The 24,780-nt window shown below is 61.3% G+C and carries 16 protein-coding genes, 5 pseudogenes and 1 other annotated feature; of the genes and pseudogenes, 8 read left to right on the top strand and 13 right to left on the bottom strand.

Translation table 11 applies throughout. The features are described from left to right. Window positions 1-8 precede the first annotated feature (8 nt). The 7 genes and pseudogenes from AQUI_RS30400 to AQUI_RS31045 all read right to left on the bottom strand — a co-directional run. Window positions 9-2,171 carry a glycosyltransferase family 4 protein gene (locus AQUI_RS30400; RefSeq protein WP_169730843.1) on the bottom strand — a complete coding sequence of 721 codons (2,163 nt, stop codon included), beginning with the start codon at window positions 2,169-2,171 and terminating at the stop codon, window positions 9-11. A 28-nt stretch (window positions 2,172-2,199) separates the two neighbouring features. Beyond that, entirely contained in the window at window positions 2,200-3,573 is a 1,374-nt protein-coding gene (locus AQUI_RS31400; protein ID WP_027260042.1) for a nucleoside/nucleotide kinase family protein, read from the bottom strand. A gap of 43 nt (window positions 3,574-3,616) precedes the next feature. Further along, window positions 3,617-4,684 carry an EpsG family protein gene (locus AQUI_RS0125570; protein WP_027260041.1) on the bottom strand — a complete coding sequence of 356 codons (1,068 nt, stop codon included), beginning with the start codon at window positions 4,682-4,684 and terminating at the stop codon, window positions 3,617-3,619. Further along, the gene (locus tag AQUI_RS0125565; RefSeq protein ID WP_027260040.1) at window positions 4,681-5,805 is read right to left on the bottom strand and encodes a phosphotransferase; all 1,125 of its coding nucleotides are present in this window, start codon (window positions 5,803-5,805) and stop codon (window positions 4,681-4,683) included. The genes AQUI_RS0125570 and AQUI_RS0125565 overlap by 4 nt, the downstream gene beginning before the upstream one ends. Before the next feature lie 8 nt (window positions 5,806-5,813). Beyond that, window positions 5,814-7,139 (bottom strand): lipopolysaccharide biosynthesis protein, encoded by a 1,326-nt coding sequence (locus AQUI_RS0125560; protein ID WP_027260039.1) that lies wholly within the window; start codon window positions 7,137-7,139, stop codon window positions 5,814-5,816. A 9-nt stretch (window positions 7,140-7,148) separates the two neighbouring features. Further along, a complete protein-coding gene (locus AQUI_RS29555; RefSeq protein ID WP_156916941.1) occupies window positions 7,149-8,384 on the bottom strand; it encodes a glycosyltransferase family 4 protein in 1,236 nt (411 codons plus the stop codon). Window positions 8,385-8,802: 418 nt separating this feature from the next. Continuing rightward, window positions 8,803-9,127, bottom strand: a pseudogene (locus AQUI_RS31045) (IS30 family transposase); the annotation flags it as partial. On the opposite strand from AQUI_RS31045, the gene AQUI_RS0125550 reads away from it, so the two are divergent. Continuing rightward, window positions 9,114-9,431: a zinc-binding dehydrogenase gene (locus AQUI_RS0125550; protein ID WP_027260038.1), complete on the top strand. Its 318-nt coding sequence runs from the start codon at window positions 9,114-9,116 to the stop codon at window positions 9,429-9,431. The pseudogene AQUI_RS31045 and the gene AQUI_RS0125550 sit on opposite strands and share 14 nt — an antisense overlap. A gap of 215 nt (window positions 9,432-9,646) precedes the next feature. Here the strand turns inward: AQUI_RS0125550 and AQUI_RS28955 are convergent. Both AQUI_RS28955 and AQUI_RS29550 read right to left on the bottom strand, forming a co-directional pair. Further along, window positions 9,647-9,959: pseudogene (locus AQUI_RS28955) on the bottom strand (zinc ribbon domain-containing protein YjdM); the annotation flags it as partial. Window positions 9,960-10,129: 170 nt separating this feature from the next. Continuing rightward, window positions 10,130-11,050, bottom strand: coding sequence for a LysR family transcriptional regulator (locus AQUI_RS29550; RefSeq protein WP_027260037.1), 921 nt, complete (start codon window positions 11,048-11,050; stop codon window positions 10,130-10,132). Window positions 11,051-11,156: 106 nt separating this feature from the next. On the opposite strand from AQUI_RS29550, the gene AQUI_RS0125530 reads away from it, so the two are divergent. From AQUI_RS0125530 to AQUI_RS28930, 7 genes and pseudogenes are all read left to right on the top strand, one after another. Then, window positions 11,157-12,680: a sulfatase-like hydrolase/transferase gene (locus AQUI_RS0125530; protein WP_027260036.1), complete on the top strand. Its 1,524-nt coding sequence runs from the start codon at window positions 11,157-11,159 to the stop codon at window positions 12,678-12,680. 95 nt (window positions 12,681-12,775) lie between these two features. Then, a complete protein-coding gene (locus AQUI_RS0125525; RefSeq protein WP_245596998.1) occupies window positions 12,776-14,392 on the top strand; it encodes an ABC transporter substrate-binding protein in 1,617 nt (538 codons plus the stop codon). A gap of 81 nt (window positions 14,393-14,473) precedes the next feature. Continuing rightward, on the top strand, window positions 14,474-15,871 hold the full coding sequence (locus AQUI_RS28945) for an amidase (protein ID WP_051372056.1): 1,398 nt from the start codon (window positions 14,474-14,476) through the stop codon (window positions 15,869-15,871). 112 nt (window positions 15,872-15,983) lie between these two features. Further along, entirely contained in the window at window positions 15,984-16,115 is a 132-nt protein-coding gene (locus AQUI_RS32605) for a helix-turn-helix domain-containing protein (RefSeq protein WP_425411844.1), read from the top strand. Beyond that, window positions 16,112-17,183, top strand: a pseudogene (locus AQUI_RS32600) (transposase); the annotation flags it as partial. The gene AQUI_RS32605 and the pseudogene AQUI_RS32600, both read left to right, overlap by 4 nt. Next, window positions 16,431-16,585, top strand: a sequence feature (AL1L pseudoknot). (Overlaps the previous pseudogene by 155 nt.) Beyond that, window positions 17,174-17,524 (top strand): annotated as a pseudogene (locus AQUI_RS30390) (hypothetical protein); the annotation flags it as partial. The pseudogenes AQUI_RS32600 and AQUI_RS30390, both read left to right, overlap by 10 nt. A 147-nt stretch (window positions 17,525-17,671) precedes the next feature. Continuing rightward, window positions 17,672-18,227: pseudogene (locus AQUI_RS28930) on the top strand (IS3 family transposase); the annotation flags it as partial. A 78-nt stretch (window positions 18,228-18,305) separates the two neighbouring features. Here AQUI_RS28930 and AQUI_RS0125495 read toward each other — a convergent pair. The 4 genes from AQUI_RS0125495 to AQUI_RS0125480 form a co-directional block, all read right to left on the bottom strand. Continuing rightward, on the bottom strand, window positions 18,306-19,661 hold the full coding sequence (locus AQUI_RS0125495) for an HlyD family type I secretion periplasmic adaptor subunit (protein WP_027260034.1): 1,356 nt from the start codon (window positions 19,659-19,661) through the stop codon (window positions 18,306-18,308). Continuing rightward, complete coding sequence (locus tag AQUI_RS0125490) at window positions 19,658-21,694, bottom strand: peptidase domain-containing ABC transporter (protein ID WP_169730840.1); 2,037 nt, start codon at window positions 21,692-21,694, stop codon at window positions 19,658-19,660. The genes AQUI_RS0125495 and AQUI_RS0125490 overlap by 4 nt, the downstream gene beginning before the upstream one ends. Before the next feature lie 98 nt (window positions 21,695-21,792). Further along, window positions 21,793-23,418, bottom strand: a complete 1,626-nt coding sequence (locus AQUI_RS0125485; protein WP_211236074.1) for an ABC transporter transmembrane domain-containing protein — start codon at window positions 23,416-23,418, stop codon at window positions 21,793-21,795. 165 nt (window positions 23,419-23,583) lie between these two features. Further along, the coding region (locus AQUI_RS0125480) for a calcium-binding protein (protein ID WP_027260031.1) at window positions 23,584-24,780 on the bottom strand (1,197 nt) is incomplete at its 5' end.

Below are 24,780 nucleotides of genomic sequence, written 5' to 3'. Positions count from 1 at the left end.
CTCTGACCTCATGTCTTCTGTGTGTCCGCCTGCATCAGGCCGAAGTACTGCTGCCCGATCCGGTCCCATCTGTAGCGCCGCCGGGCAACTTCGCACAGGGCTGCTGCTGCGGCGGTATCGTCAAACCCGCTGGATATCAACTGTGCCAGCGCTGCGGAGGATTTGAAATAGGTGGCCTGCTGTTCGGTGGTGAAGCGGTTGAAACTGCAATCATAGGCTAGAATTGGCAGGTTGAAATACATCATCTCGACCAAAGCGGGATTGGTGCCGCCGGCCGAGTGGCCATGCACATAAAGCGATGCGTTCGAGCGGAGGCGGCAGAGTGCGCCGGGATCGTAAACCGGGTCCAGCAGATGCAATGCGGGATACTCGCCAAACTGCGCCCGCAGCCTGCGCCCGAAGGCGCTGTTGTTCCAGTTGCCGGCAAAGACCAGCGGCTGCCCGGCCCGGGCAAAAGCTGTCAGGATCATTTCGGGATTGTTTTCCGGCTCGATCCGGCACAGCGCCAAAGCGTAGCAGGCGGGCAGCGCGGGATCATCGCTGCCGGCTGTGCAATGGGCGGCAAGCGCGTGATCCCCGCCGTATGCGATGACTTCGGCGGGGATGCCGTAGGTTTCACGCAAGTAATCGGCAATGCCCTGGTTGTCGGCAATGACCTGATGCGACCAGCGCACGGCAAGCCCTTCGGACCAGCGCAGAAAATGGCGGGCGGGTCCTTGCCATTTTGCCCGCTGCCATTCGATCCCGTCGACATTGGTGATGATCCGCACGCGGGACACCAAGCGGATCAGCGGCAGCACACAGGCGCCCGAAACCCCCAGCAGCAGCAGAACGTTATGGCCGCGCCGTGCCGCATCCAGCGCTGTCATGGCATCATAAAGGATGCTTTGAATGCCGTTGGCGTTCAGCCGCGAATAGCGCAGCCGGGCGTTCAGAAACCGGGCCGGACGGGCAGGGTAGGCGCAGGCGCTGCAATAGACAGTCAGATCCGCCTCGCTGCGGTGTTGCGCCATCGCATAGCGCACCAGATTTTCCGCCAGCGTTTCAAACCCGCCATAGCGCCCCGGCACCCCGACGGTGCCGAGAATGGCGGCCTTCAGCTGCGGGGCAGGGTGCGTCTGCTGCGGCGCAAGTCCTGCCAGAAACCGCGTCTTGAAGCCGTCGAGGGTAAAGCGGGCCTTGTATTGCGCGCGGTTTTGGCGGGCGCCATCGGGGCCTGCCTCTGCCAGATTGGCTGCCAGCCCCTGGGCCAGCGCTTCGGCATTCCCGGGCGCCACCAGCGTGCTGGCGGTTCCCTGCAAAGCCTCGGGCAGACCGCCGGTATCGGAGGCTACCACCAGGCAGCCCGCGCGCAGGGCTTCCAGCGCGGTGGTCGGGAAGGGATCGGCAAAGAGCGAAGGGATGCAGGCCGTTTTGCTTTGCGCAAAAAAGGCGGCGGCGTCGGGGCGTTCGCCCAGATAGTCCAGCTGCAGATGGGTAAAGCCCGCAAAGGTGCCGGGCGGCAGGGTCTCGCCGGGAAGACAGCCGCCCAGGATCAGGATTCTGGTGCCTTGGTGCCGGGGCGTGTCCAGCTGGCGCAGGGCGTCCAGGAAGACATAAAACCCCTTTTTCGCCGTCAGCCGCCCGACAAAGGCGATGTCCCAGCGGCGGATTTCCTCCAGGGCGGCAATGCCTGCATCCAGATCGGGAATGCCGTTGTGAATCACCTGCACCCGCGCGGCGTTTTCCAGCCCCCAGGAGTCTTTGATGGCCTGCGACACCACGATGACCCGCAGGCCGGACAGCCGTATGGCCGCCTTCAGCAGCCAGGCCGCGGCAGGGCCGGGGGCGGTTTCATGCAGATGCAGAATGCAGCGGCGGCGGAACATGCGGGCAATCAGGGCTGCGGGCAAGGTCGCGAAGGTGTTGCAATAGAGGGTCCGGTGGCGGGGAAAACGCCGACGCAGCAGGGCGGCAAAACGGACAGAGTTGCGGACCGTCTTGGCCAGACTTTTGAACGGCGCCTGCCGGAAGTCCCGCATAACCAGGATCGGCAGGTCCGCGCGGGCGGCATAGCGGGCGGCGGGGGCGTTGCGTTCCACCGCCACCAGCGCATCCACCGGATATCCGGCGTCTTCCAGAAAGGTGATGATGAAACGCCCGATCCGGGACGATCCGTAGATGTCGGACACCGAGTCCAGAAACAGGAGCGGCGCGGTTTTATCTGTCTGGGGGGCGGGACCGGGTGCGGCTCCCGGTACGTTTTCCGCCGTTTTCCGCGCAAGCCGCCAGGAGGGTTTCAATGATCTCATCAACAATGTGTTCAATATCCCTATCAACATTGACCGCCGCAAAATGGCGGTTCTCGCGGGCCATCTGCTGCAGCAGATCCACCTGTCTGGCGGTTTCCTGAAGCTCGAGTTCCGGCTTTCTGCCGTGCAGCACCTCTGGCGGGCCGTGCAACGCAAAGATGATGTCCGGCTTGGGCGCGAGACGTTCGATCAGCCGCAGCAGCCGCGCCGGAACCGCCATGCGGTAGCGCAGCTGGTCAAGGCGGATGTCGTTGAGGAACCGGTCGAAAATCACCAGGTCCTTGCGGATCATCCGGGGCAGGACCACTAGGAAATGCCCCAGGATGTAATCGCAGGCAAAGTAGAGCAGCCGCGCCAGCGACACCGCGCGCCCATGCGGCACAACATCGTGCGGGTTGGGGTTTTCCTGCTTTTCGGGCGCCGGGTTCCAGAATTTGAGCCGTCCCGGCGTTGGCAGCAGCCGGGGCCGCCAGTAGAGCAGGGTCACGCCGTGAAACACCGGTGACAGGTTTTTGTGCAGCGCAGAGATCAGGGTGGATTTGCCAGAGCCGTCCGGCCCCAGAAACGCAATGCTGCAGCCCACCGGCTGCCGGATCCGCTGTGCCCGTCGGCGGATCTCCTGCGCCCCGGCCGCCAGCCGCCTGCGCAGGCCCATGCGCGCCCGGCCATAGCGCGCCAGCTGCCGTCGCAGCGTGGTTCCCTTTTGCGGCAGCTGATCTGCCGCTGCGGCCTTGACCGCGTCAAGAATGACGGGCGCAAAGGCGGATTTGAAGGCGCCCATGTCCTGGGTGCCCTGCAGCTCCCGGATCCGTTCGGCGCGGTAGGACCGGTTGTCGTTCTTCAGCACATGGCGGACTGCCAGATAGGCCAGCTCTGATTGCGGCGACAGGCTCCAGAACATGCCGTTATTGACCCTGTTGCGGGCAAGTTCCGCGTGGCGCAGAACTTCGCCGGTGCTGAAGGAGCCGTAACCCGCCATGATGTCCAGCTTCAGCATCACCCGCCCGGCGCTGCCGCGCTGAACCAGGGTATAGGCGCGGCTGCAGGTGCCGGACCAGATATCAAACAGCAGCAGCAGATCGTTATCGCGCGCGAATGCCCGCACAAGCCTGGCGATCAGGGCACTGTCGGCGGGGGCGGCAGAGATATCCACGTCCAGATCATACTCCGGGTTCTGTGCAGACAGGCCGGACAGCACGCAATATGAGACGCCGTGTTCCTCCAGGCAGGCAAAGAAGCGGAGCAGCAGCTGGTCGCGCTGTGGCAGGCTGATGCCGTTCATGTCAGCATTTCCAATGCGGTTTTGCGCCGGGGCGGGCACCGATTCAGTAAAATTGCAGGACATTGCGCGGCCCCCAGATCAGGATTGTCCCGGCTGCCATCGTCAGGAAGAAGGCAAAGCCGCCGACGGCAAACAGGACGTCCTCGCGCAGCACCCGCCGCAGGAACAGTGCCAGGAACAGCGGCTCCATCAACTGGGCGGGCAGGTATATCCGGTCGCGGAACAGGACATTGTCCCAGAACACCGCCGCCAGGATCAGCAGCGCCAGGTAGTAGCGCAGCAGCAGCCGCTCGGTGTCTTGCAGCCGCCGCCATTCCAGCAGCGCGCCGAGGAACACCAGAAGCGGGATCGCGTGCTGCGGTTTCAGCGATGCGTTTTCATAGGCGAACTGTCCGGTGGCGGCGTAATGCTGATAATCCTCGAACCGCTCGATCCAAGGGGCAGCGCTTGCGGACACATAGGGAAAGACCAGGAACAGGGCCGCGGCAGCGCAGATCAGCGCGCCAGCGGCCTGCCCCGCGCGCCGGGCGGTGGACAGATCCGCCGCGGACAGGAACAGCGCATGCCCCAAAGCGGAATAGTGAAACCCGCCGCCCGCCAGCGCCAGGGCAAAGAAACTGCGGGTGCGCCCGGCGGTGACCAGGATCAGCGTGGCATGCAGGATAAGCGCTGCCGCCAGGCCGTTGCGCAGGATCAGGATGTTCACGGTCCAGAACACCGGTGAGGCGCAATAAAGCGCAAAGGCAAAGCCGGCCAGACGGGGATTGAAGCGTGCAAAGCCGAGATAGACAATCAGGTTGGTAACAAAGGCGCTGGCAAACAGGTAGAACGTGCCGTCGGTGCTGATGTGCCGCAGCAGGCGGATGGCAGTGATATATGCGGTCTCGACAAAGCTCTCGAACCGGTGGGGGTGGCTGTACATCTCCAGATAGATCCGGGTGTCGGCGCCAAGCTGGACATCGCGCCAGCTGACCGCCAGCGAGACCAGCACGACAACCGGCAGGCTGACCAGCAGCTGCCCCGGCCGGCCCCTGACCTGCAGTGCCGCCAGGGATGCGAGGCCTGCTGCCAGGACAATGGCAAAATAGATCAGATGCACCGGCGCGATCATGCGGCGTCCTGCGCCGGCGCTGCCAGCAGGCGCTGCAGCATTTCCGGGCTGGCAGGGCAGGCATTGCGCCGGAAAATCCGGTCCAGATGATAAGCAATCAGCAGGAACCTGGCGCTCCCGGCCGATCCGTGATGCCAGCGCGCCTGCATCTGGCGCAGCAGCGGGACGGGGTCGCCGCAGGGCGGCGCTGTGCCGCTGCTGCGCCAGAAATGCAGGTGATCCCAGCCAAGCGGCTGGCGGGCCGAAAGCTCCCAGTCGAAGACATAAAGGCGGGAGCCGGTAGCGGTGCAGTTCCAGGGGGTGAAATCGCCATGCGCCAAGGCAGCATGCACCGGGCTGCGGGCAAGGATACGGCGCAGGGTTTCCAGCCCGCGGGCGGCCAGATCGGTTTGCGCCGCTGGCAGGGATTTTGCCGCCGCTGCATGCTTCTGCATCAGATCGTGAAGGTATTGACAGCTGAGGGGGGCCGCCGTTTTCGCCGCCATCTCGTCCAGGAAATCAAAATGGCTTTGGCGCAGGGTGCGGGCCGGGTTGAAGCCGGGGCGGGTCTCGTCGCTGCAGATATACGCACGGCGGGGGCCGAACCGGGTGTATCCCAGCACGGACGGCAGCAGCGCCGACGACAGATCCAGCTTGCGGGCGGATCGCAGCGCCCGCACCTCGTTTGAGATCAGCGTGTTGGCGTGCGGTGAGCAGGCCAGTTTCAGATAGGCGTTTTCGCGGCTGTGCGCGCCGCGCAGTTGCACCGTTATCTTGCGCTCGGGCCCCGGCGTGCCCGAGAAGAAAGCCGCCGAAGGCCAGCTGTGCAGGCAGGAAGTGCGCGCGCGCGCCTTCAGATAGATGCGGTTGCGGGTCCAGACCGGGCGCAGCCCCGCGCCGTTGAGGGCCAGCACGGCGGATTTCGCCAGCCGTGCGCGGCGCGACATCGGGGTCAGCATCCGCAAAGCATCTGCCACTGCCGCGCGGCCTTGCAGCGGCACCAGCAGCCAGCGCTGCACGCTGGCGGCCCTGAGCACGGCAAAAGCGGTGGCGCCGGGATCCGCGGCGCGGCAGGGTTCGATGCCCAGCAGGCCCAGTTCTTCGATGAAGCCTGGAAAGCCGGGCTGCGTGACGGGAAACATGCGGGGGCTCATAGGAACGGCAACCGCAGGCCTAGGGTCCGGTAACCGCCGGCTGCCAGCGGCAGATAGGCTGCCAGAACGCCGGCCGTGGCGGCCATGCCTGCGCCCTGCAGGCCAAACTGCGGCACAAGAACCCAGGTTGCGGTGCCAAGAACCGCCGCGCCGGCCAGCTGGCTGGCAACGCAATAGGCTTGATGCCCCGTCATCAGCAGCATCACCGTCAGCGGCCCGAAGGCCGCGCGCACCAGCTGCGCGGCAAGCAGCAGCAGCAGCACCGGGTAAATGCCGCTGGCATAGGTCTGTCCCAGCAGCAGGCGGATGATTTCTTCACCCAGGAAATACAGCGGCGCGGCGATCAGCAGGGCTGCTGCAAACCCGGCCGCGGTCAGAGTCAGGTATAGCTTCCTGAGAGCTTTGAGGTCGCCCTGGGCGTACAGGCTGACAACCCGGGTCGCCATCAGTAATTCCAGGATGCCGACCGGCAGCACGGCAAACTGGGCCGCCTTATCCGCCAGATTGTAATAGGAGACGTGCTCTGCCTGCAGCAAAACACCGACCAGAAGCAGGTTCAGCTGCAGGCTCAGGATCATCAGCACCGCATAGGCGATGTAGGTTTTGCTTTGCGCGGCGACAGGGCGGACCAGGGCGCGTGCGTCTGTGGCGGGGCCGCTGAACCCTGCCGTCAGCTGTCCGAGCCGCAATTGCGCCAGCACTGCGCCCAGCCCATAGCCGGCGGCTATTGCGGCCAGCGCTGCCCAGGCGGTCCGGCTGCCGGTCAGGGAGATCATCAGCAGCAGGACAGCAGCCGAGGCCGCCGGGGCCACGATCAGGAGAAAGAGCTGCCCTTCGGCGGCCCGCTCCAGCCCGCGCAGCGCAGCGCTGCCGATGTTGATCACTCCGATAAAGGCGGCAACCAGAAAGATCAGCGCAATGGTGCCGCCGGTGAGGGGCAGCGGGATGGCTCGCGTGCTCCAGCCGGCGGCGAGCAGCAGCAGGAACAAAAGCGCTGCAAGGCTGACAAGCCGCATCGCGGCGGCAATATGCGGCTGGATTTCAGGCTTCCGGCCGCTCTTGTGCAGCAGTGCCACCCGCCGGGTCAGAAATTGCGACACTCCGCCAGAGACCGCCGCGGCGCCAATCGCGGCCAGCGACCAGGCGATGGCATAGACGCCGTATTCCTGCGGCCCCAGCCAGCGGGCCAGCAGCACCGAAATCGACAGCACCAGCGGCACCGACGCCAGTTTGATGATCCCGACAACAGCCCCGTTGCGCAGGTAAAATGAAAGAGTGCTCCTTGGGCGGGGGCTGGGACGGGAGCGGGCGGTGGAAATCATGCCGGCAGCTCACACGGATCCGGCTGCCGTGCCGGGCTGCGCCAAAAGGGAACAGTAGACGTCTGTGTGCCGCGCCGTGATTGCATCATAGTTATACGTGTTCAGGGCCAGATCCATTGCAACCCTGGCTTTTATCTGCCGCAGTTCCTCATCCCCGGCCAGCGTCAGTAACGCCTGCGCCAGCACTCCGGCAGCATCGCCGGAGCCTGGCGGCGGCAGGGTTATTCCGGCCTCCTGACCCACCGCGCGGCCAATGGCGTCCCCTTCCAGGCAGACGGTGGGCAGGCCGGTCAGCATGGCCTGCAGCAGAACGGTCGCCAGCCCGTGGTGGTAGCTGGGATAGAGAAAAACATCGGCGCGGTTCAGCTCGCTCAGCAGCGCCGCCATCGGCAGTTTCCCGGTCAGGGTTACCGCGGTGTCCAAACCGTTCCGGCGGATCACCGCGCGGATCGCGGTCTCCTGGTTGCCTGCGCCAACCATTGTCAGCCGGGACTGCGGATATGCGGCATGAAATCCGGCAAAGGCGCGGACCGCCAGAAGCGCGCCCTTCCAATCAACAAATTCACCGGCATAGATAATCCGGATCACCCTGCCGCGCTGCAAATCCGTTTTCCGCTGCGCCATCCGCGGCGCGGACTCAATCCCTGTCTGCACAAAAGGCACCACTTTGTTCTGCAGTTTGCCAGGAAAGTTGCCCGGCGTGTGCGACAGGATCACATCCGCCCTGGCGCGGGTGCGGCGGACGCCGGGGGCCAGATTGCGCAGGCAATAGCGCAGAGCCGAGCGGGCAATATCTTTGAGCCGGGCGCGCCAGGGCATCTGCCTGCGGATCAGAGGATGGGTGTTTTCGCTGCCCACCGGCCCCCAGACAAACGGCTTTTTCTGAAAGGCGGCGCCGGAGGGCATCCAGTCCATCCCGCCGGTCAGATGGTGGATGACCTCAAAGCCGTGAACCCGGTCAAACCGGCGGATTGCGGCGGCAGAGCCAAGCTGCCAGAGGTAGTAATACAGCAGGAAGTTCTTTTTTCCGCGGCCCTTCAAGACGATGAACAGGCGCGGCAGATCGTAATAGAGGAGCTTCAGATCCGGGTTCCGGTTTGCAGCGGCCAGGGCAGGCTGGTTGTTGCGACGGGTCAGCACCCAGACCTGATGCGCGCCCGCCAGCCGGTTTGCCAGCGCCCAGCCGATTTCGCCTTCGCCGCCTTTGCCCGGCTCGCAGGCATATGCAAGAATGAGTATTCTCAAAATTCCCTCAGCATAATGGCGGGTGGCGGCACGCACCCCTGTTTCAGAGGCGGAGCGTGCTCATTCTGATCGGTTGGCGGTCAGGGCGGGTCACCGCGGCGGCGGCATCAGCAACGAAAAATGCGTGCACCGCTGGATCCCGCCTGCAGAAAACTGTGTTTATTGATACTGTAATACCGTTCAATCTGCTATACAGGTATGACGCGAGCAATCATTTATTATGGTTTTTTAATAAAACAACTTCAGGCAGTTATTAATAAATGATCTAAAGTTGTAATGTCGTTCTTCCTTCATTGCTCATCCTCCTGGTCCAATCCGGACCACTTTCGCACAAGTGCCTTCAGGAGGGGCTACCCAACCCATCATCAAAGCCACTCCGACAAATCCACCCGTGTGAGCGACACCTGAACCGCGGTACCTATTGCCTCTGAGGGTTGGGGGAGCGGCCCAGTTCTTCCATCATCTTCTCTCTGAAGACCCCGCGGGCGTCTTCCACCCAAGGCATTTGCGGGGCGTGTTGTTAAGACGGTCTCGCAAATTACTTTAATGTCGTGATCTGAGAGCTGCCGGATATCGTGCTTCCGCGGAAGCCATCGCCGGGCCCGCCGGCTTGTGTTCTCAACCGTGCCCTTTTGCCAAGGAGAGCAGGGGGCGCAATACCATGTCTGCGTACTGGTCTGTGCTTGCAGATGCGGCCAGGACACGAATTCGGTGCCGCGGTCGAAAGTGATGGATTTGCGGGCAGGGCCACAGTGGCCGGTCCTGCTGGACGTAATACGTCCGGGTGGGCGCTATGCCGTGGCAGGCGCAATCGGCGGCCACATCGTCGGTCTGGATGTGCGAACACTCTATCTGAAAGATCTCAGCTTCTTCGGCTGCACAGTTCTGGTACCCGAGGTCTTCGGCAATCTGGTCAGCCAAATCGAACGCGGCGAAATCAAGCCGCTGGTTGCAGAAACCTACGCTCTGAAGGACATTGCCAAGGCACAGGAAAGTTTTGCCCGAAAGGGCCACGCCGGCAAAATCGTCCTTGAGGTTCCTTGGTGAAGAATAACATGGGGTTAGTCGCGGGTGAGTATGGAATCCTACGCTAAGCCGATATGAGCCACCGCAAGAATGCCTATGCCAAGCTCGGTACCGGCACCCAGCAGCAGCTGTTCAGCGCCTTCCTACAATGGCAGGGCAAGCCCAATGAAAGGGGGTTCTGACCGTCGCCTGATCCGCACCCATCGCAGCCCGGACGCCGGCCATCAGCGAGGGCCTTACCCGGATACTTTCTTCAAAAATTTGGATTTCAGCCCGATTGGACCGAACCACGGCACCTTGCAATCTTTGTCGCGGTCGCCGCCGACCAGCCGGATTCCCCGAACTTTGTTCCGTCCTTGATGACCGAGGACGTCCCTTAAAGCTTCAGGTCTTTCACAACCGTCACAGTGTCTCCATCACATAGCACATTGCCCACGCTGTCACGCACGTCTGCGGCTAGGTCAGACGGCGCATCCGCCGCCCATTCATGCGCGCACTCGGGGCAGATCAGCAGGCGTCCGCCTGATAGGTATAGGCAGAGGAGCATTCGGCTCACCGGCACCGCGCCACCGCCGCGCGCAGCATAGCCGCGGGCCTGATCCATCACCGTGAACGGGTGGCCGGGTGTTGTCACATTAACTCCATTTGCTTGAGAGCAAGGTCGCTGATTTAAGTTTCAGGCGCCGCCCGCGGCGGTTTCATCGCCGACCACCGGAACTTCAAGCATCTGTCTGTCCGGGCATTTCCTCTATCCAGCGCAGAATGCGCTCCGTTTCGCGGGTAAGTTCTTCCTTAAACCGGTGCGCGATGAGAGAAGGCCTCGCGCCAATGGGCTCAAACAAGGCGAAACGATAGGCTGGAAGATCGGCAATCGGAAGGGCGGCAGACGGCTTCAGTCCGGTCCAGAAATGCGCAGTGAATGCATCCGCGATAGGAAGGCCAACATCTTGTTCGCCCAGCAATAATGCCGTTATCGAAAGCTCAGACGTCAATGGGGAAAGGAACCTGTCTCCAATCTGATGCATAGACAATTCGTCAGCGATGCCCCCTTGCAGCCCGATGAGCCGTTCCTTTCGCAGATCCTCAAGGTGAAGCGAGCTGTGAGCTTGGGCAAGTTCATGCTCTTCGCTCAGAATGCACATATGCGGGACTGCCCCTTCGTAGAGCAGGTTAACGCCTTCAGGAATGTCCTGAATGTTGGCAAAGCCCAGCTTGAGCGTACCCATGCTGGCGTATTCCGTGACCCAGCGGGACGTTTTGACGTGCCAGTTGACGGCAATATCGTGTTTCTGAACTCCCAGAGCTTTCAGAGCCCGAGGCACGACCTCAAGTGACAAGGCGGTATTTGCACCAAAAGTCAGAGTACCACGTTCCTTGCGGGCAATTTCCTCCGCAGCCTCTTCGAGAGAAGCTAGCGCAGAATACGTGCGTTCGACTTCGATCAGAAATTCTTCTGCTTCCGGGGTCGGCTGCACGCCCTTGCTTTTCCGTGTGAACAAAGGGCAACCGAAATCGCGCTCCAGATCGCCCAGGATACGGCTGACGCTGGGTTGAGAGAGGTTCAGGCGGGTTGCTGCTCCGGAAACCGAACCAGTGCTCATAACAGTGCGAAAGATTTCGAGTTGCTTCCGGTCAAACATCACAAGTCATATTTGGATTTCGAATATCAGTACAAAAACATAGTATTTTTTTAGATGCAAGTTTGCCGCTACCGTTTTGAGATCACGATCACAGGACGGTTCGGGTATGACAAATGTTGTTCTAATCATGACTGATCAGCAGCGCGCTGACAGCTTAGGGTGTACAGGCAATCCAATTGCCAGAACGCCCAATGTGGACGTTCTGGCAGAGCGCGGAGCAGTATTTACAAACCACTACACGCCGCATCAGATTTGTTCGCCGAGCCGTGCAACGCTGTTTTCCGGTCTCCTTGCCAGAAACCACGGACTGACCCGCAACGGTGTTGCTCTGAGCGAAGAAATTCCTCTCATCTCGCATGAATTAAAGGCGGCCGGATACAGAACGCACGGCGTGGGAAAGTTTCATTTCCAGCCAATCCTGGCCGGCGCAGAGCACAAAATGCCCGATTCCAATGCCTTCTGGGAACTTCCCGAGAGTGCAGGGTGGAACGGGCCGTTCTATGGATTTGACACCGTCGACATTCTGATCGGTGAGTCTGTCAGCGCCACAGAGGGCGGACACTATGCCAACTGGCTGAGAAAAACCGCACCAGAGGCGGCAGAGCTGTTCCTTCCGGAAAACGCCCTGGCACCGGTGCCCGAGGATTGTGATGAAATCTGGAAGAGCGCGGTGCCGGAGGAATTGCACTACAATAGCTGGATAGCTGACCAGGCATGCGACTTCATTGCCGCTGCTGACACGTCAAACCCGTTCTTCCTGCTTGTCTCTTTTCCGGATCCGCATCACCCGTTCTCGCCGCCAGCCCCCTGGTGCGACATGTACGATCCCGCCGACATGCCTGCTCCGGATGCACAGGTGAACGAGCTTGCACTCATGCCAAGCTATATCTCTGAAAGCGACGGAGCAGACGGCAGCAAGAGCTACGTGGATTTTCTGCGCGACCCAGGGCCACCCCGCGAGCAAGGGTTCATGCAGACCACACACAGCCTGTCTGACGCATCGCTTCGGCAAGCCATGGCTCACACCTACGGAATGGTCTCTATGATCGACAGCCGTGTGGGCCAGATCCTGAAAGTCCTTGATGACCGGGGGCTGACTGAAGATACATTGATAATCTTCACCTCAGACCATGGCGAACTGCTGGGTGATCACAATCTGATCCGAAAGGGGCCTGCACCTTACCGTCAGTTGCTGAACATTCCGCTGATCATGGCGGGACCCAATGTGACACAGGGGCAGCGGCCGCAGTTCACCAGCCATGTCGATCTCAAGGCGACGCTGCTGGAGTACTTGGGCCTTGCCGGAGAGGCTGGAGATGGAACGTCTTTCGCCAACCTCCTGCCGGACGAACTCCACGAAACTCAAGACCACCTTATAGCCGAGTACCACGCTCGCACCCGTCCCGAGACCTACAATCAGACACTGATTACAGGAAAATGGCGCCTCACTCTCTACGCAAACAATCCGAGTTGGGGGGAGCTCTTCGACCGCAGCGCGGATCCCGGTGAGCACTTCAACCTGTATCATAACCCAGAATTTGGACCAATCCGGGACGAGCTGGCACGCCAATTGCTGGATCTCTTCCCGCCTGCGCCCGATGCAGGCGGGCCATCTATCGCAACGTACTGAACCGCCACACACGGCGGACAAGCCTGGCTTTTACACGGGAGGATGAAATGCCTAGTCAATCCAAGCCACAACTCCAAATCCATCCAGCTGCAAAAATGTACGCCGAGGAACATTGCGCCGGCAAGTTGAGCCGCCGGGAATTCCTGGCACGCGCCACGTCGATGGGGGTCGCTGCGGCCACCGCATACGGGATGGTTGGAGCGGCCTCACCCGCCTTCGCATCTCAGACACCAAAGATGGGCGGCACTCTGCGCGTTCAGATGAATGTGCAAAGCCTCAAAGAACCCCGGACCTATGACTGGTCGGAAATGGGGAACCTCACCCGCAGTACCTTGGAATACCTGGTCGAATACAACAACGACGGGACCTTCCGGGGGATGCTGCTCGAAAGCTGGGAAGTGAATGACACCGCCACCGAATACACGCTCAATGTTCGCAAGGGCGTGAAATGGCACAACGGCGATAACTTCACCGCCGAGGATGTCGCCCGAAACATCATCGGCTGGTGCGATAAGTCGGTCGAGGGCAACTCGATGGCGGGCCGCATGGCGACACTTGTAGATCCAGAGACGGGTAAGGCAATTGAAGGGGCCGTCAAGGTAGCGGACGATCACACCGTCCATCTGAAATTGCCCCGCCCGGATATCTCAATTGTACCGGCCATGGCGGACTATCCTGCCGCAATCATTCATCAGTCCTACAATGCAGCCGATGGGCACAAGAATGCCGGGACCGGCCCTTACCTCATTGAAGTGCTGGAAGTCGGCACCAAAGCCGTGCTGGTCCGCAACTCAGAGCAGGAATGGTGGGGAACAGAGGTCTATGGCGGGCCGTATCTGGACCGGATCGAGTTCATCGACTACGGAACTGATCCTTCCTCCTGGCTGGCTGCTATCGAAGCCGAAGAGATCGATGTGGTCTATGAGTCGCTGGGGGACTACATTTCGCTGTTTGACGGTATCGGACTGGAAAAATCCGAAGTGGTTACCGCGTCGACCATTGTCATTCGCCCCAATCAGCAGGCCGAGGTGAACGGAGTAAAGCCCTACGCGGACGTGCGGGTCCGCCGCGCGCTTGCGATGGCTGTGGACAATAAAGTCTGTCTTGAACTTGGCTACAATGATCAGGGGATCCCGGCAGAGAACCACCATGTAGCCCCAGTACACCCGGAGTATGCCGAGCTGCCGCCTGCCGTATATGACCCCGAAGGTGCCCTTGCCCTGATGAAAGAGGCCGGCATGGAAGACTTCGAACATGAGCTCCTGTCCATTGACGACGACTGGCGCCGGAACACCACTGACGCCGTCGCCGCTCAATTGCGCGATGCAGGCATCAAAGTGAAACGCTCTGTCTTGCCAGGATCAACATTCTGGAATGATTGGGCCAAATACCCGTTCTCCTCGACAAACTGGAACCATAGGGCCCTGGCGGTCCAGATTCTGGCAGTCGCTTACCGCTCGGGTGAGCCCTGGAATGAGTTCGGCTGGGAAAATGCCGAGTTCGATACCCTGCTTGATGAAGCCCTTGCCATTGCTGACGCGGATAAGCGCCGTGCGGTTATGGCGAAAATCCAGAAACTCATTCAGGACGACGGGGTAACGATCCAGCCTTACTGGCGCTCGCTGTACCGCCATGTGCGCCCGGGCGTCGTCGGAGCGGGGATGCATCTCACCTACGACCTGCATCACTATCAGATGGGGCTTGCCGGCTAACGTCGCCGTGTTTCCGGCTCCGGTCTGCTGTTGAGCACCCGGAGCCTTACATATGAAGGGAGCGCCAGGCAGGTGCTCCCTTTGAGCAACGAGGACAAGTACCTGATGCAGGAATGGCTATTTGCTTCTGCGGTCGAAATGGCCACTGCAATCCAAAGGAAGGCAATTTCTTCGCACGAACTCGTCACCCTGCATCTAGAGCGCATCTCAGCGGTGAACCCGGCGATCAATGCAGTGGTCACTTTGGCTGCGGAACGCGCACTCGACGAAGCCCGGAAGACAGATGCACAAATTGCCCAAGGCCAGAATTCAGGACTGTTGATGGGGGTTCCGATCACGATCAAAGACTCGTTTGATACGGAAGGGATCGTGACCACCTACGGAATGCCGGCCCGGGCCGGGGTTGTCCCCCGCAAAGACGCTACTGTTGTGGCCCGCCTGCGCGAAGCGGGCGCAATAATCCTTGGCAAGACCAACACTTCTGAGCTGACAGTTCACCAAGCGGCACACACCAATCCTCCGCTGTTTGGACGTACCAACAACCCCTATGACCTGGCACGATCACCCAGTGGCAGCAGCGGCGGCGCGGCGGCAGCGGTAGCGGCAGGATGTGCCGCTTTGGACATTGGCAGCGACACCGGCGGCAGCATTCGTGACCCTGCCCATGTTTGTGGAATTGCTGGGATCAAACCATCTGCGGGCCTCGTGCCGCGCACTGGCCATTGCGTGTCATATGGGCTTGGAACGCTGGATACCCTGACACAGATTGGGCCGATGGCACGTTATGTCGATGACCTGGCTCTGGCACTGACCGTTATCAGCGGCCCCGATGGGCAAGACCCTGATGCAACATCGGTTTACTCAAATGGAACTGTAGAAGCAGGTTTGGCCGGTATCCGGGTGGCCTATTATACCGGTTGCGGCGCTTATCCGGTTTCAGAAGATACGGCCAAAGCCGTAACCTGCGCGGTTGCCGCCTTGCAAGATGCTAAAGCCGACATTTCCCGGGACTTCCCCGCAGGTCTTCCCAAGGCCTCCATGCTATTCGAAGCTCTGGTGACAGCAGATGGGGGCGTGTGGAAAAACAAACTTTCCAGCCTCGCTCTAGAAGGCGGTATTTCCGGTTCAACGGATCTCAATCTTCGTCAGGAGCCACCAGCAGCAGACAGGAGCGCGACTGCATTTTGCAAGCAGATTTCGGCCTTCAAAGCCGATCTGTCGGCCTTCTTCAGCAGATATGATGTACTGCTTGGCCCCGTGTCACCGGCGGCCGCGCGTTTACATGATGATACGCCGCAAGGCTATAATTTCTGGAACGACCTGAATGTCCACAACATCAGTGGATTTCCGGCGGCGACTGTTCCCGCGGGGCGCAACTCAGGTGGTCTGCCAATCGGAGTGCAAGTCGTTTCGGCTATCGGTCGCGATCACGTTGCGCTCGCTGCGGCAAAAGCGATCCAAACCAGACTAGGTTGTTGATTTCCGCTGGGATCTGACCCGGTACAGTCGAAAGTTCTCATTGAGAATTGACCCATGTGTGACCGTGCCCCTGGCTTTTATCGGCAGGGGTTATTGGAGCGATCGACATGGCATTTTGAGTGTGAACCGACGCTGGGCGCTTCGGGATCAGATGTCTATTCGGGAGATAGCGAGGCGAACGGGCCTTGAACCGCCCCGGGTTTTCCGGAGGCTTCACCTCCTGATTAGGATGAAGCCACAATGAGCAAGACAACAAACAAGTATTCTCCTGAGGTCCGCGAGCGTGCGGTGCGGCTGGTGCTGGACAAGTGAGCCATTGAGGCGCCATTGGTTCGCGCCCAATGGCGAACGGCCAGCACAGTTCCCGTTGGCAGGCGATCATGTCGAGCTCCGCAAAGACCGGCTGTTCGGCGCATAAGCTGAATGAGTGGGTTAAGAAGGCAGAAGCCGACAGCGGCAAGCGGGCGGGCGTGCCAACAGATGCAGCCGGCAAGATGAAGACGCTGGAGCGGGAGAACCGCGAGCAGCGCCAGGCGAACGAGATCCTCCGCAAAGCCTCCGCGTATTTTGCGATGGCGGCGCTCGGCCGCCGGTCGAAGTGATGGTGTCATTTACCGGCATGCATCGCGCGGAGCATGGGGGCGAGCCGATCTGCATTCGCCATTGCCGCTCGGACCAATGGCGCGGCATGTCTCATTCCTGCCGATTGCCCCTTCCAGGTATTATGAGCTCCTGGTGAAGCGGGCCGGTCCGGCCCGGTTGTCGGAGCGTGCCCGGCGTGACGCGGCATTGCGGCCCGAGATCCGGCGGGTTTTCGAAGAGAACTGGCGGGTCTATGGCGTGCGGAAGGTCTGGCGGCAATTGCAGCGGAAAGGCTTTGACGCCGCCCGCTGCACGGTTGCTCGGCTGATGAAGGGCATGGGTATTCAAGGCGCTCGCCATTGTCCTCGGACCAATGGCGGACAAAGGCTCGCTCATTGATGCCTATGCCCGCAAGATCGCCGGCCCCCTCCCGGCAGATCTGGCATGGCCAAATCGCCTGCCGGTCAATGGGTCGTGTCAGCACCCCGGCGCATGCCGGGTTCGTTCTCGATGCTCTGGAGCAGGCTGTTCACGAGCGGCGGCCCGCAAAGGCGATGGGGCTTGTTCACCACTCCGGCCGCCGTTCTCGGCGATGCTCGCATCGCCTGTCACGCAGTGGGTCAGCCAATACCTGTCGATCAAATACACAGAGCGGTTGGGAGAAGCTGGTATCGAGCCCTCTGCCGGCAGCGCCGGAGACAGTTGCGACAATGCCTTGGCCGAGACGATCATGCCGTCATCCCGTCCCGCAAGAACGCCAAGCCATGGAAGCCAACAAGCCCAGGAGCCATTGCCCGAAACGAGGCCGTAAACGCTTCGCGATATCTGGGTCGCGTCCTTTGGAAGCGGTGGAGCGGATATCACCGCCGAAGCCGCGCCGAGATTTGAGGAGGGTCAGAAAATGATCGGGGGGATCATTTTCCCGACGAAAGGATGCATTGCGTGAAACTGCTGGGGCAGCGCCTCTCGGCGCGAGACTTCGACAGGCAGGTCGCGGAAATCCAAACCCGTTTCGCCGTGCTCAACCGCTACACCGCTCTTGGCATACCCGCAACAGAGGCTATCGGGTAAGTCCTTCAGGGGAAAGGGGAAGTCCGCTCGCCATCCGATTTGTGCAACAAAGCCCTTTGAAAGGCGAACGGACTGTCGCTGAGCTGGCAAGCCAGTTTGGCGTTCACCCAACGATGATCCACAGCTGGAAGCGGGCGCTACTGGACCCGCCCAGACCAGGTCTGGGCGGCCGGCATCACCTACCTGCCCCTCTCGGCAGATTGCTTCGCAATCGCCTGCCGGGCAATGGATGCGCAAGGGGTTCCTGTATTTGGTGGCGGTCATTGACTGGCACACGCGCAAGGTGCTGGCCTGGCGCATCTCGAATACGCTGGAAGCCGGCTTCTGCGTCGAGGCGCTGAACGAGGCAATCCACCGCTTCGGCCCGCCCGGCATCATGAACACCGATCAGGGCTCGCAATTCACCTCCTTCGCCTGGACGGACAGACTGCGCAGAGCTGGCGTGCGCATCTCGATGGATGGAAAAGGCCGGTTCCTCGACAACATCTTCATCGAGAGGCTGTGGCGCACCCTGAAATACGAATGCGTCTACCTGCAGGCTTGGGAAACTGGATCGGAGGCAAGGGCGGGCGTCGGAAAGTGGGTGGGATTCTACAATCGGAAGCGCCCGCATTCCGCCCTTGGGGGCAGACCGCCAGCCGTGGTCCATTGGCTGAGAAAAGACGAAACCCAACCCGGTCAGCAGGGGCAGAGAGTAGCTTAATCTACGCCGGAAACTGTCCAACGATTGGGGAGTAGATCATACATAGGGAACAGCCACGAACCAGTCAGAAACGGTGGTTCATTGCTCTGAGAACGCGGCATCTCGGATCGCCCGCAGAGGTTTTAGGAAATATTCGAACACCGTTTTACTGCCGAGACGGATGTCTGCGGAGACCGACAAGCCGGGCCGCAGCTTCAAGTCCTGTTGCCTGGTACCCAGATCCGGCCCGATACTAAGCCGTACCAGATAGGCAGCTTCGCTGCTGTCCAGAATTTCCGAGCTGGGCGAAACGGACACAACAGTGCCCGCAAGGGTCCCGAACTGTGCGGCGTCGAAGGTCAGAAGGGTCAAAGCGCCGGCGAAGCCTGGTTCGATACCGCCGATCCGGCTGGCCGGTATCAAAACCTCGGCGAACAATTCGGCGCCCTCCGGCACGACTTCAGCGACGGGGCCGCCTGGGCTGATGACCTGCCCTTTGGTATCGACCTCGACCGCCTGGACCACGCCGTCAAGCGGACTGACCAGCACTCCGCTGTCCGCGCGCAGCTGATAGCGGGCGATTTCCTCGCGGAGTTCCGCCATTTTGGCTTCGGTTTCTGCAACGGCACGGGCGGCGGTGCTTTTGCGGGCGGCAAGGTATTCTGCCTTTTCGCGCCGGGCCTTTTGCATGCTGATCTCCGCAGTGCGCCTCTCGGCAGTTGCCACTGCGATCTGCTCGCGGGCTTCAATCAGGCTCAGTTCGGCCTGGTCTCTGTCCCGGCGGCTGATGAAGCCGCCACTGCTGAAGGACCGGTCAAAAGAGACAAGACGCTCGGCCAGTATCACTCGCCGCCGGTCCAGTTCCATCAGGCGCGCGGACGCTTCGGCTTTGCGGGCGCTGGCAAGGTCCAGGTCCGCCGAGATCAGGTCGAGTCTTGAGCGGACTGCAGCGGCCTCGGCAAGGAACGACGCCTGCTGGCTTTGGCTCAGGACGGTCTTCCAGCTGCTGGTGGGGGTGAATTCCGTGCCACCTAAGATTGCGGACTGCAGGTCCAGTTCCAGACGCAGCGCCGCTTCGCGCACCCTGAGCTGCTTTAGCTGCAGCAGGTCACGCGAACGGTCAAAGGTCACCAGCGGATCTCCGGCGCGCACCTCCGAGCCTTGCCGCACATGAACGGCGGTCACGCGACCGCCATGCTCGCTTTGTAAGGTGCGCACGCCATCAAGGGGCATCAGGCGGCCCTCTCCGGTCACGGTTTCGTAGACCGGGGTCATCGCGGCCCATGCGACAAAGCCTGCGGCGGCGATCGCAAGCAGCCAGATCAGCCGGGTGTAGCCCTTGGTGTCGGCTGGCTCGGAGAGATCGGCCTCCAGCAAAAGCGCGCGCCTTTGAAACGCGTTGCCAACCGGTGTTCCGCTGGCGGCCGGTGCCACTGGATTGCTGTGCACTGTCATGCGGCGTTTTCCTTCTTTCGCCTGGCCAGCCTGGGCATGCCATCAAGCAGGGGCAGTTCGAGATCCGCGAGCCGGATGTGACTGGGGCGATGTGTCACCATCAGCATGGTGACACGGCCTTTGCGGCGCTGGAACGCTTTGATCATTGCTGCTTCTAGGGTCTGGTCCAATGACTGGGCCGGGTCGTCAAGCAGTAGGACCTGCGGGTCGCGCAGCAGTGCTTGCGCAACCGCAAGGGACTGGCGGAAGCCGCTGGGCAGCGTGGCCTGGACCTGGTCCGTGAGCACCGTGTGAATGCCATCTGGCAGTTTCCCGACAGCGTCGTGCAGAGAGAGTTCGTCGAGTATCTCAAACATCTGTGCTTCTGTGGCAAAGGGGTAGGCGAGACGCAGGTTCTGAGCCACCGAGCCATGCACAAGCACCGGCCGTGCAGGCACATAGCTTATGAACTGGCGCAGCTGGGACACAGGGATCTGGCTGGCGTTGACCCCGTTTATCGACAGCACTCCGGTCTGAGGCTGCAGCAAGCCCGCCACCAGCCGCAGAAACGTCGACTTCCCTGCCGCTGACGGGCCGGTGATTGCAACCAGCGCCCCTTCCGGGATCCGCGTGCTCAGGCTGCGCAGGGCAGGGGCGCTTTTGTTGCCGTATCGGAAGCCTACCGCGTTCAGCTGAATGTCGCCTTTGGCCGAATAGCTGTGGTGCACGCGTTTGGGGTCGTGCTCCTGGCGCAGGGCGGCAAGCCGGTCCAGCTGCGATGCGACGCCCGCAATCTCGGTCCATTTGGTCGCCAGCAGCAAAGCGGACTGCAGCGGCGCAATGGCGCGCCATGTCAGCATCACAGCCCCGAGCAACGCGCCGGATGACAGGTTGCCCTGGATGACCAGAAAGGCGCCGAAAAGCGCGGTCAGCCCCCCGGCCACCGGTGTCGCTGATTTGCACACTGCGTCGATTGCGCTTTGCGCCATCTCTGCGCGCCGCCCCGCAATAGCCTTGCGGCGAGTGACTGTTTCCAGACGCTCCCGCCATGCCCGCTGCTCGCCTGCACAGCGGATTGCAACGGCATTCCGGAACAGGTCGCTGGTGACACGGTTTTCATTTTCAACTGCGCTTCGGGCAGCGGCTTCCGTGCGGCGCAGATGCGGTACCAGAAAGGCCGCCAAAAGGCCGAAACACAACATCAGAACAACGGGAACAAAGCCAAGCGGCCCCGCAATCGCAAAAATTGCCGCAACCGTAAGCAAGGAAAAAGGCAGATCGGCCACGGTGTCGGCCGCGTTGCCGACAAGCAGGGTGGCCATGCGGCTGAACTGCCGGATCCGGACCGCCTGGGTGCTGACGGGGCTTGCAATTATGTGCTGGAGGGGCAGGGAGAAAATCTTGCGTAGCACGGTGGTAGCGACGAGAAATTCCATCCGCGCCGCGATCCGGGCAAGGCTCCGGGCCTTGAGGCCGCGGATGCTCATGTCGAGCAGCAGGAGCATGGCCAGGCCGGCTGCGAGCCAGGCGAGAGTGTCATGAGCCCTGGCCGGGATTACCGCGTCATAGACGGCAATCACCCCAAACGCGATGGCCAGCGCTGCGAAGTTGCTGACGGTCTTGGCGGCAAACGCCTGCATCCAGTTCTGTTGAAAGCGTATTAGAAGCTGCCTTACAAAACCGTATTGCGCGGTTTGCGAGGGTTTATTGAAACTGAATGTCAGCGTCCGGGATGTCACCCCTTGATTGCAGCGTTCTCCGGTCACGGGGTCGATCAGGGTGGAACCACCTTCCGCACCGGTCTGCACAATGAGGATGCGGCCTGCGCCGGTGACCAGTGTTGTGGCTGGAGCGAGGTCTTCAACCCGGCGGCTTCCGAGGCGGCTTTCGGAGCTGGAAATTCCGAGCCGTGACAGGATCGACCTCAGGTCCGAGGCCGTCAAACGGTCCGGCAAATGCGGCAGCGCGCGCACGAAACTGTCGCGTGAGCCGGTCCAGCCGAACGTTCCGAGTATCCGGAAGACCGCGGCGAGCACCGGGTCCTTGGATGTCACGCCCCAACACTTGCTTGTGTCAATGCTGTCGGCAATCAAGTCCAGCTCCAAGGCACTGAGTGCGGAGTTACTTGCAACGGTGGCGGGGGATCGGCCGTTCATGCTGCACCCGGTGCGTCAATGGCAGCCGCGGTGGTTTGGTGCGGTGCGCGTGGGAATTCTTGAAAGTTTGTCAGGCTGCCGTCCTCCAGGTGGAACTGACGGTCTGCAATTGCGGCGAACGACGGCCGCTGAGTCACCAGGACCGTAATCGCGTGGCGACGACGCCGTTTCAGTGCCTCCAGCAGCAGCCGGTCAGCGCGCAGATCCAACTGAGCATTGGCCTCGTCAAACAGAATGGCATGAGGGGATTTCACCAACGCCGCAACCAACGGCAATTGCGACTGGACGGCAACGGGGATGTCGGCGCCGGCTGTGTTCAGGGACTTGTCCAAGAAATCGTCAGGCTGAAGGGCGAAATAGTCAGCCAGCCCCAGTTCCCGTGCTGTTTCAAGCGCTTCGGGCAAAATTGCTGGCCCGCCCATCCCGGTGAGCGCATCCATCACGCTGCCCGAGGAATGCACAGGCGCAGACTGCATGAAAGCAAACCGGCTTGCGATATAATCCGGATCATAGCGGGAAATTTCACAGCCGTTGACCAGCACCTTGCCGGAACTCGAACGGTGCTGGCCCAGCATCGTTTTCAGCAGAGTGGACTTGCCGCTCCCGCTGGCGCCGCTGATGGCAATTGACTCTCCCCGCTGCAACGACAGGTTCAGACCCTCGCACACCAGGTTTCCGGCAGTCGAATGCACATCGAGGTCCACGAGTTCGAGAGTTTCGATCTTGTCCGCTGGATGGAGCGTCCCAACAGCGGCTGGTGCCGTCAGGGCGCTGTCCAGGCGGTCAAGTGCCGGACGGATAGCCAGATTTCCGGCAAACGCCGCCTGCAATTTTACGAAGGGTGCGATGACGCGGCCTGACAGCAGGATGGTTGCGGCCAGTTCTCCCGGGGTCAACGTTCTGTTGATCACAAAGGGCGCACCGACCATGGCAATGAGCATTGGTGCCGCTTTCGAGAGTGCTTCTGCAAATGCACGGCCAGAGGTTTGGCGGAAGACCAGTTCTTGGGTCACTTCCGCCCCCCTGGCCACCAGTCTTTCATGACGGCGCATCATAAACTCACCCGCGCCAAGGCCTTTGAGATGCTCAATGCCGGAAAGAACCTCGAACACAAAACTGGTGGAACGCGCGGAGATTTCACGGCGGTTCTCGTTCAGGTCCCGTAGGGCCTTTCGGCCCTGCGACCGCAAAAAAAGAACAGCAGCCAGGATGGCTAGTATCGCGACGGCCAGCCAGGGTTCTATGACCCAGAAAACGGCCAGAAACACGCCGGCAAAAGGCAGGTCAACCAGCGACAGTCTCTGGCCGCCGGAGTTCATCTGCTGCACCTTACTGATGGTTTCAAGCGCCTCTTGTCCTGCTTGCGCAGTCTCTGGCTGCTTACTTTCTGCGGGCTGGTAGAGCACGTTTTCGTAAAGCCGGAGCTTGGTCTCGAGTTCGTAGCGCATCCCGAAAGCCGAATGAAGACCGGCCAGCGCGATCCGGACCGCGGCTTCAGCCAGGACTGCGCCGACAAGGATTACGGCCAGCACAATCAGCGTCTCGATTGCGCTGTTGGGGATCACCCGGTCAAAAACCTGAATGGTGATCAGCGGAAGGACCAGCCCCAGCGTATTCGCCACCGCGGCTCCCATTTCCGCCGAAGCACTGGTCTGAACCTGGTGCTGTCGAAAAAGAGTAAAAAACTTTCCGGCCAAGGCCCAGCCTTTCAACAAGTTACCGCAAGAAACATAGCGGGGGGAAGTTAACTTTATGGAAACATTGAAAAGAGTGTTTCGTTTCAGGTGCTACCAAGTGATGGTTTCGATACCGTCAAAATCAATTTCCTCGCCATCATCGAATGTGATCCTGCCGGAAGCTCCTTCTGAAAGATTCAGGTTTCCGTCGCCCACACTTTCCACGGAACCGGTCTCAACCTGCAGAACCCAGCCGTTGCCCTCAACCGTGTTGCCGTCGGCCACCGCAGCGCCGCTCCCGGTTTCCAGGCGGATTGTGTCGTCCCAACCGCTGCCGCCGTCGATCTCGTCGGATCCGTCCCCTGCCGCGTAGAGGAAAAGGTCGTCTCCAGCGCCACCGGTCAGGGTGTCCTCGCCACTGCCCCCCTCTAGAGTGTCGTTGCCGTCGCCCCCCTGCAGCAGATCATTTCCGCCGCCGCCCGACAGGTCGTCGTCGCCGCGGTTGCCTTCGATGGTGTCGGCCTGGTCCGTGCCCGCCACGGTATCGTCGCCGTCGCCCGCGTCGATCTCCTCGATCTCCGTGATCTGGATGCCGCCGGAGAAGTCCAGCGTCTCGCTTTCGGCGGTGCCCGCGATGACGTCATAGCCGCCGCCGCCGCGGATCTCCTCGACGGAGGTGAGGTTGCCGAGGTTGTCGGTCACCCGGAAGGTATCGCCATAGCGGCTGCCCTGCAGCGCGTCATGGCCCGCGCCGCCATCGACCTGGTCGGTGCCCGCGGAGGAGCCGTAGACCAGAAAGACGTCGTCGCCCGCGCCGCCCGACAGGTCGTCGTCGCCGCGGTTGCCTTCGATGGTGTCGGCCTGGTCCGTGCCCGCCACGGTATCGTCGCCGTCGCCCGCGTCGATCTCCTCGATCTCCGTGATCTGGATGCCGCCGGAGAAGTCCAGCGTCTCGCTTTCGGCGGTGCCTGCGATGACGTCATAGCCGCCGCCGCCGCGGATCTCCTCGACGGAGGTGAGGTTGCCGAGGTTGTCGGTCACCCGGAAGGTATCGCCATAGCGGCTGCCCTGCAGCGCGTCATGGCCCGCGCCGCCATCGACCTGGTCGGTGCCCGCAGAGGAGCCGTAGACCAGAAAGACGTCGTCGCCCGCGCCGCCCGACAGATCGTCGTCGCCGCGGTTGCCTTCGATGGTGTCGGCCTGGTCCGTGCCCGCCACGGTATCGTCGCCGTCGCCCGCGTCGATCTCCTCGATCTCCGTGATCTGGATGCCGCCGGAGAAGTCCAGCGTCTCGCTTTCGGCGGTGCC

The sequence above is a fragment of the Leisingera aquimarina DSM 24565 genome, from assembly GCF_000473165.1.
Classification (GTDB): Bacteria; Pseudomonadota; Alphaproteobacteria; order Rhodobacterales; family Rhodobacteraceae; genus Leisingera; species Leisingera aquimarina.
Note: the sequence above shows the minus strand (reverse complement) of the source record. Positions and strands in the feature narration are given on the sequence as shown.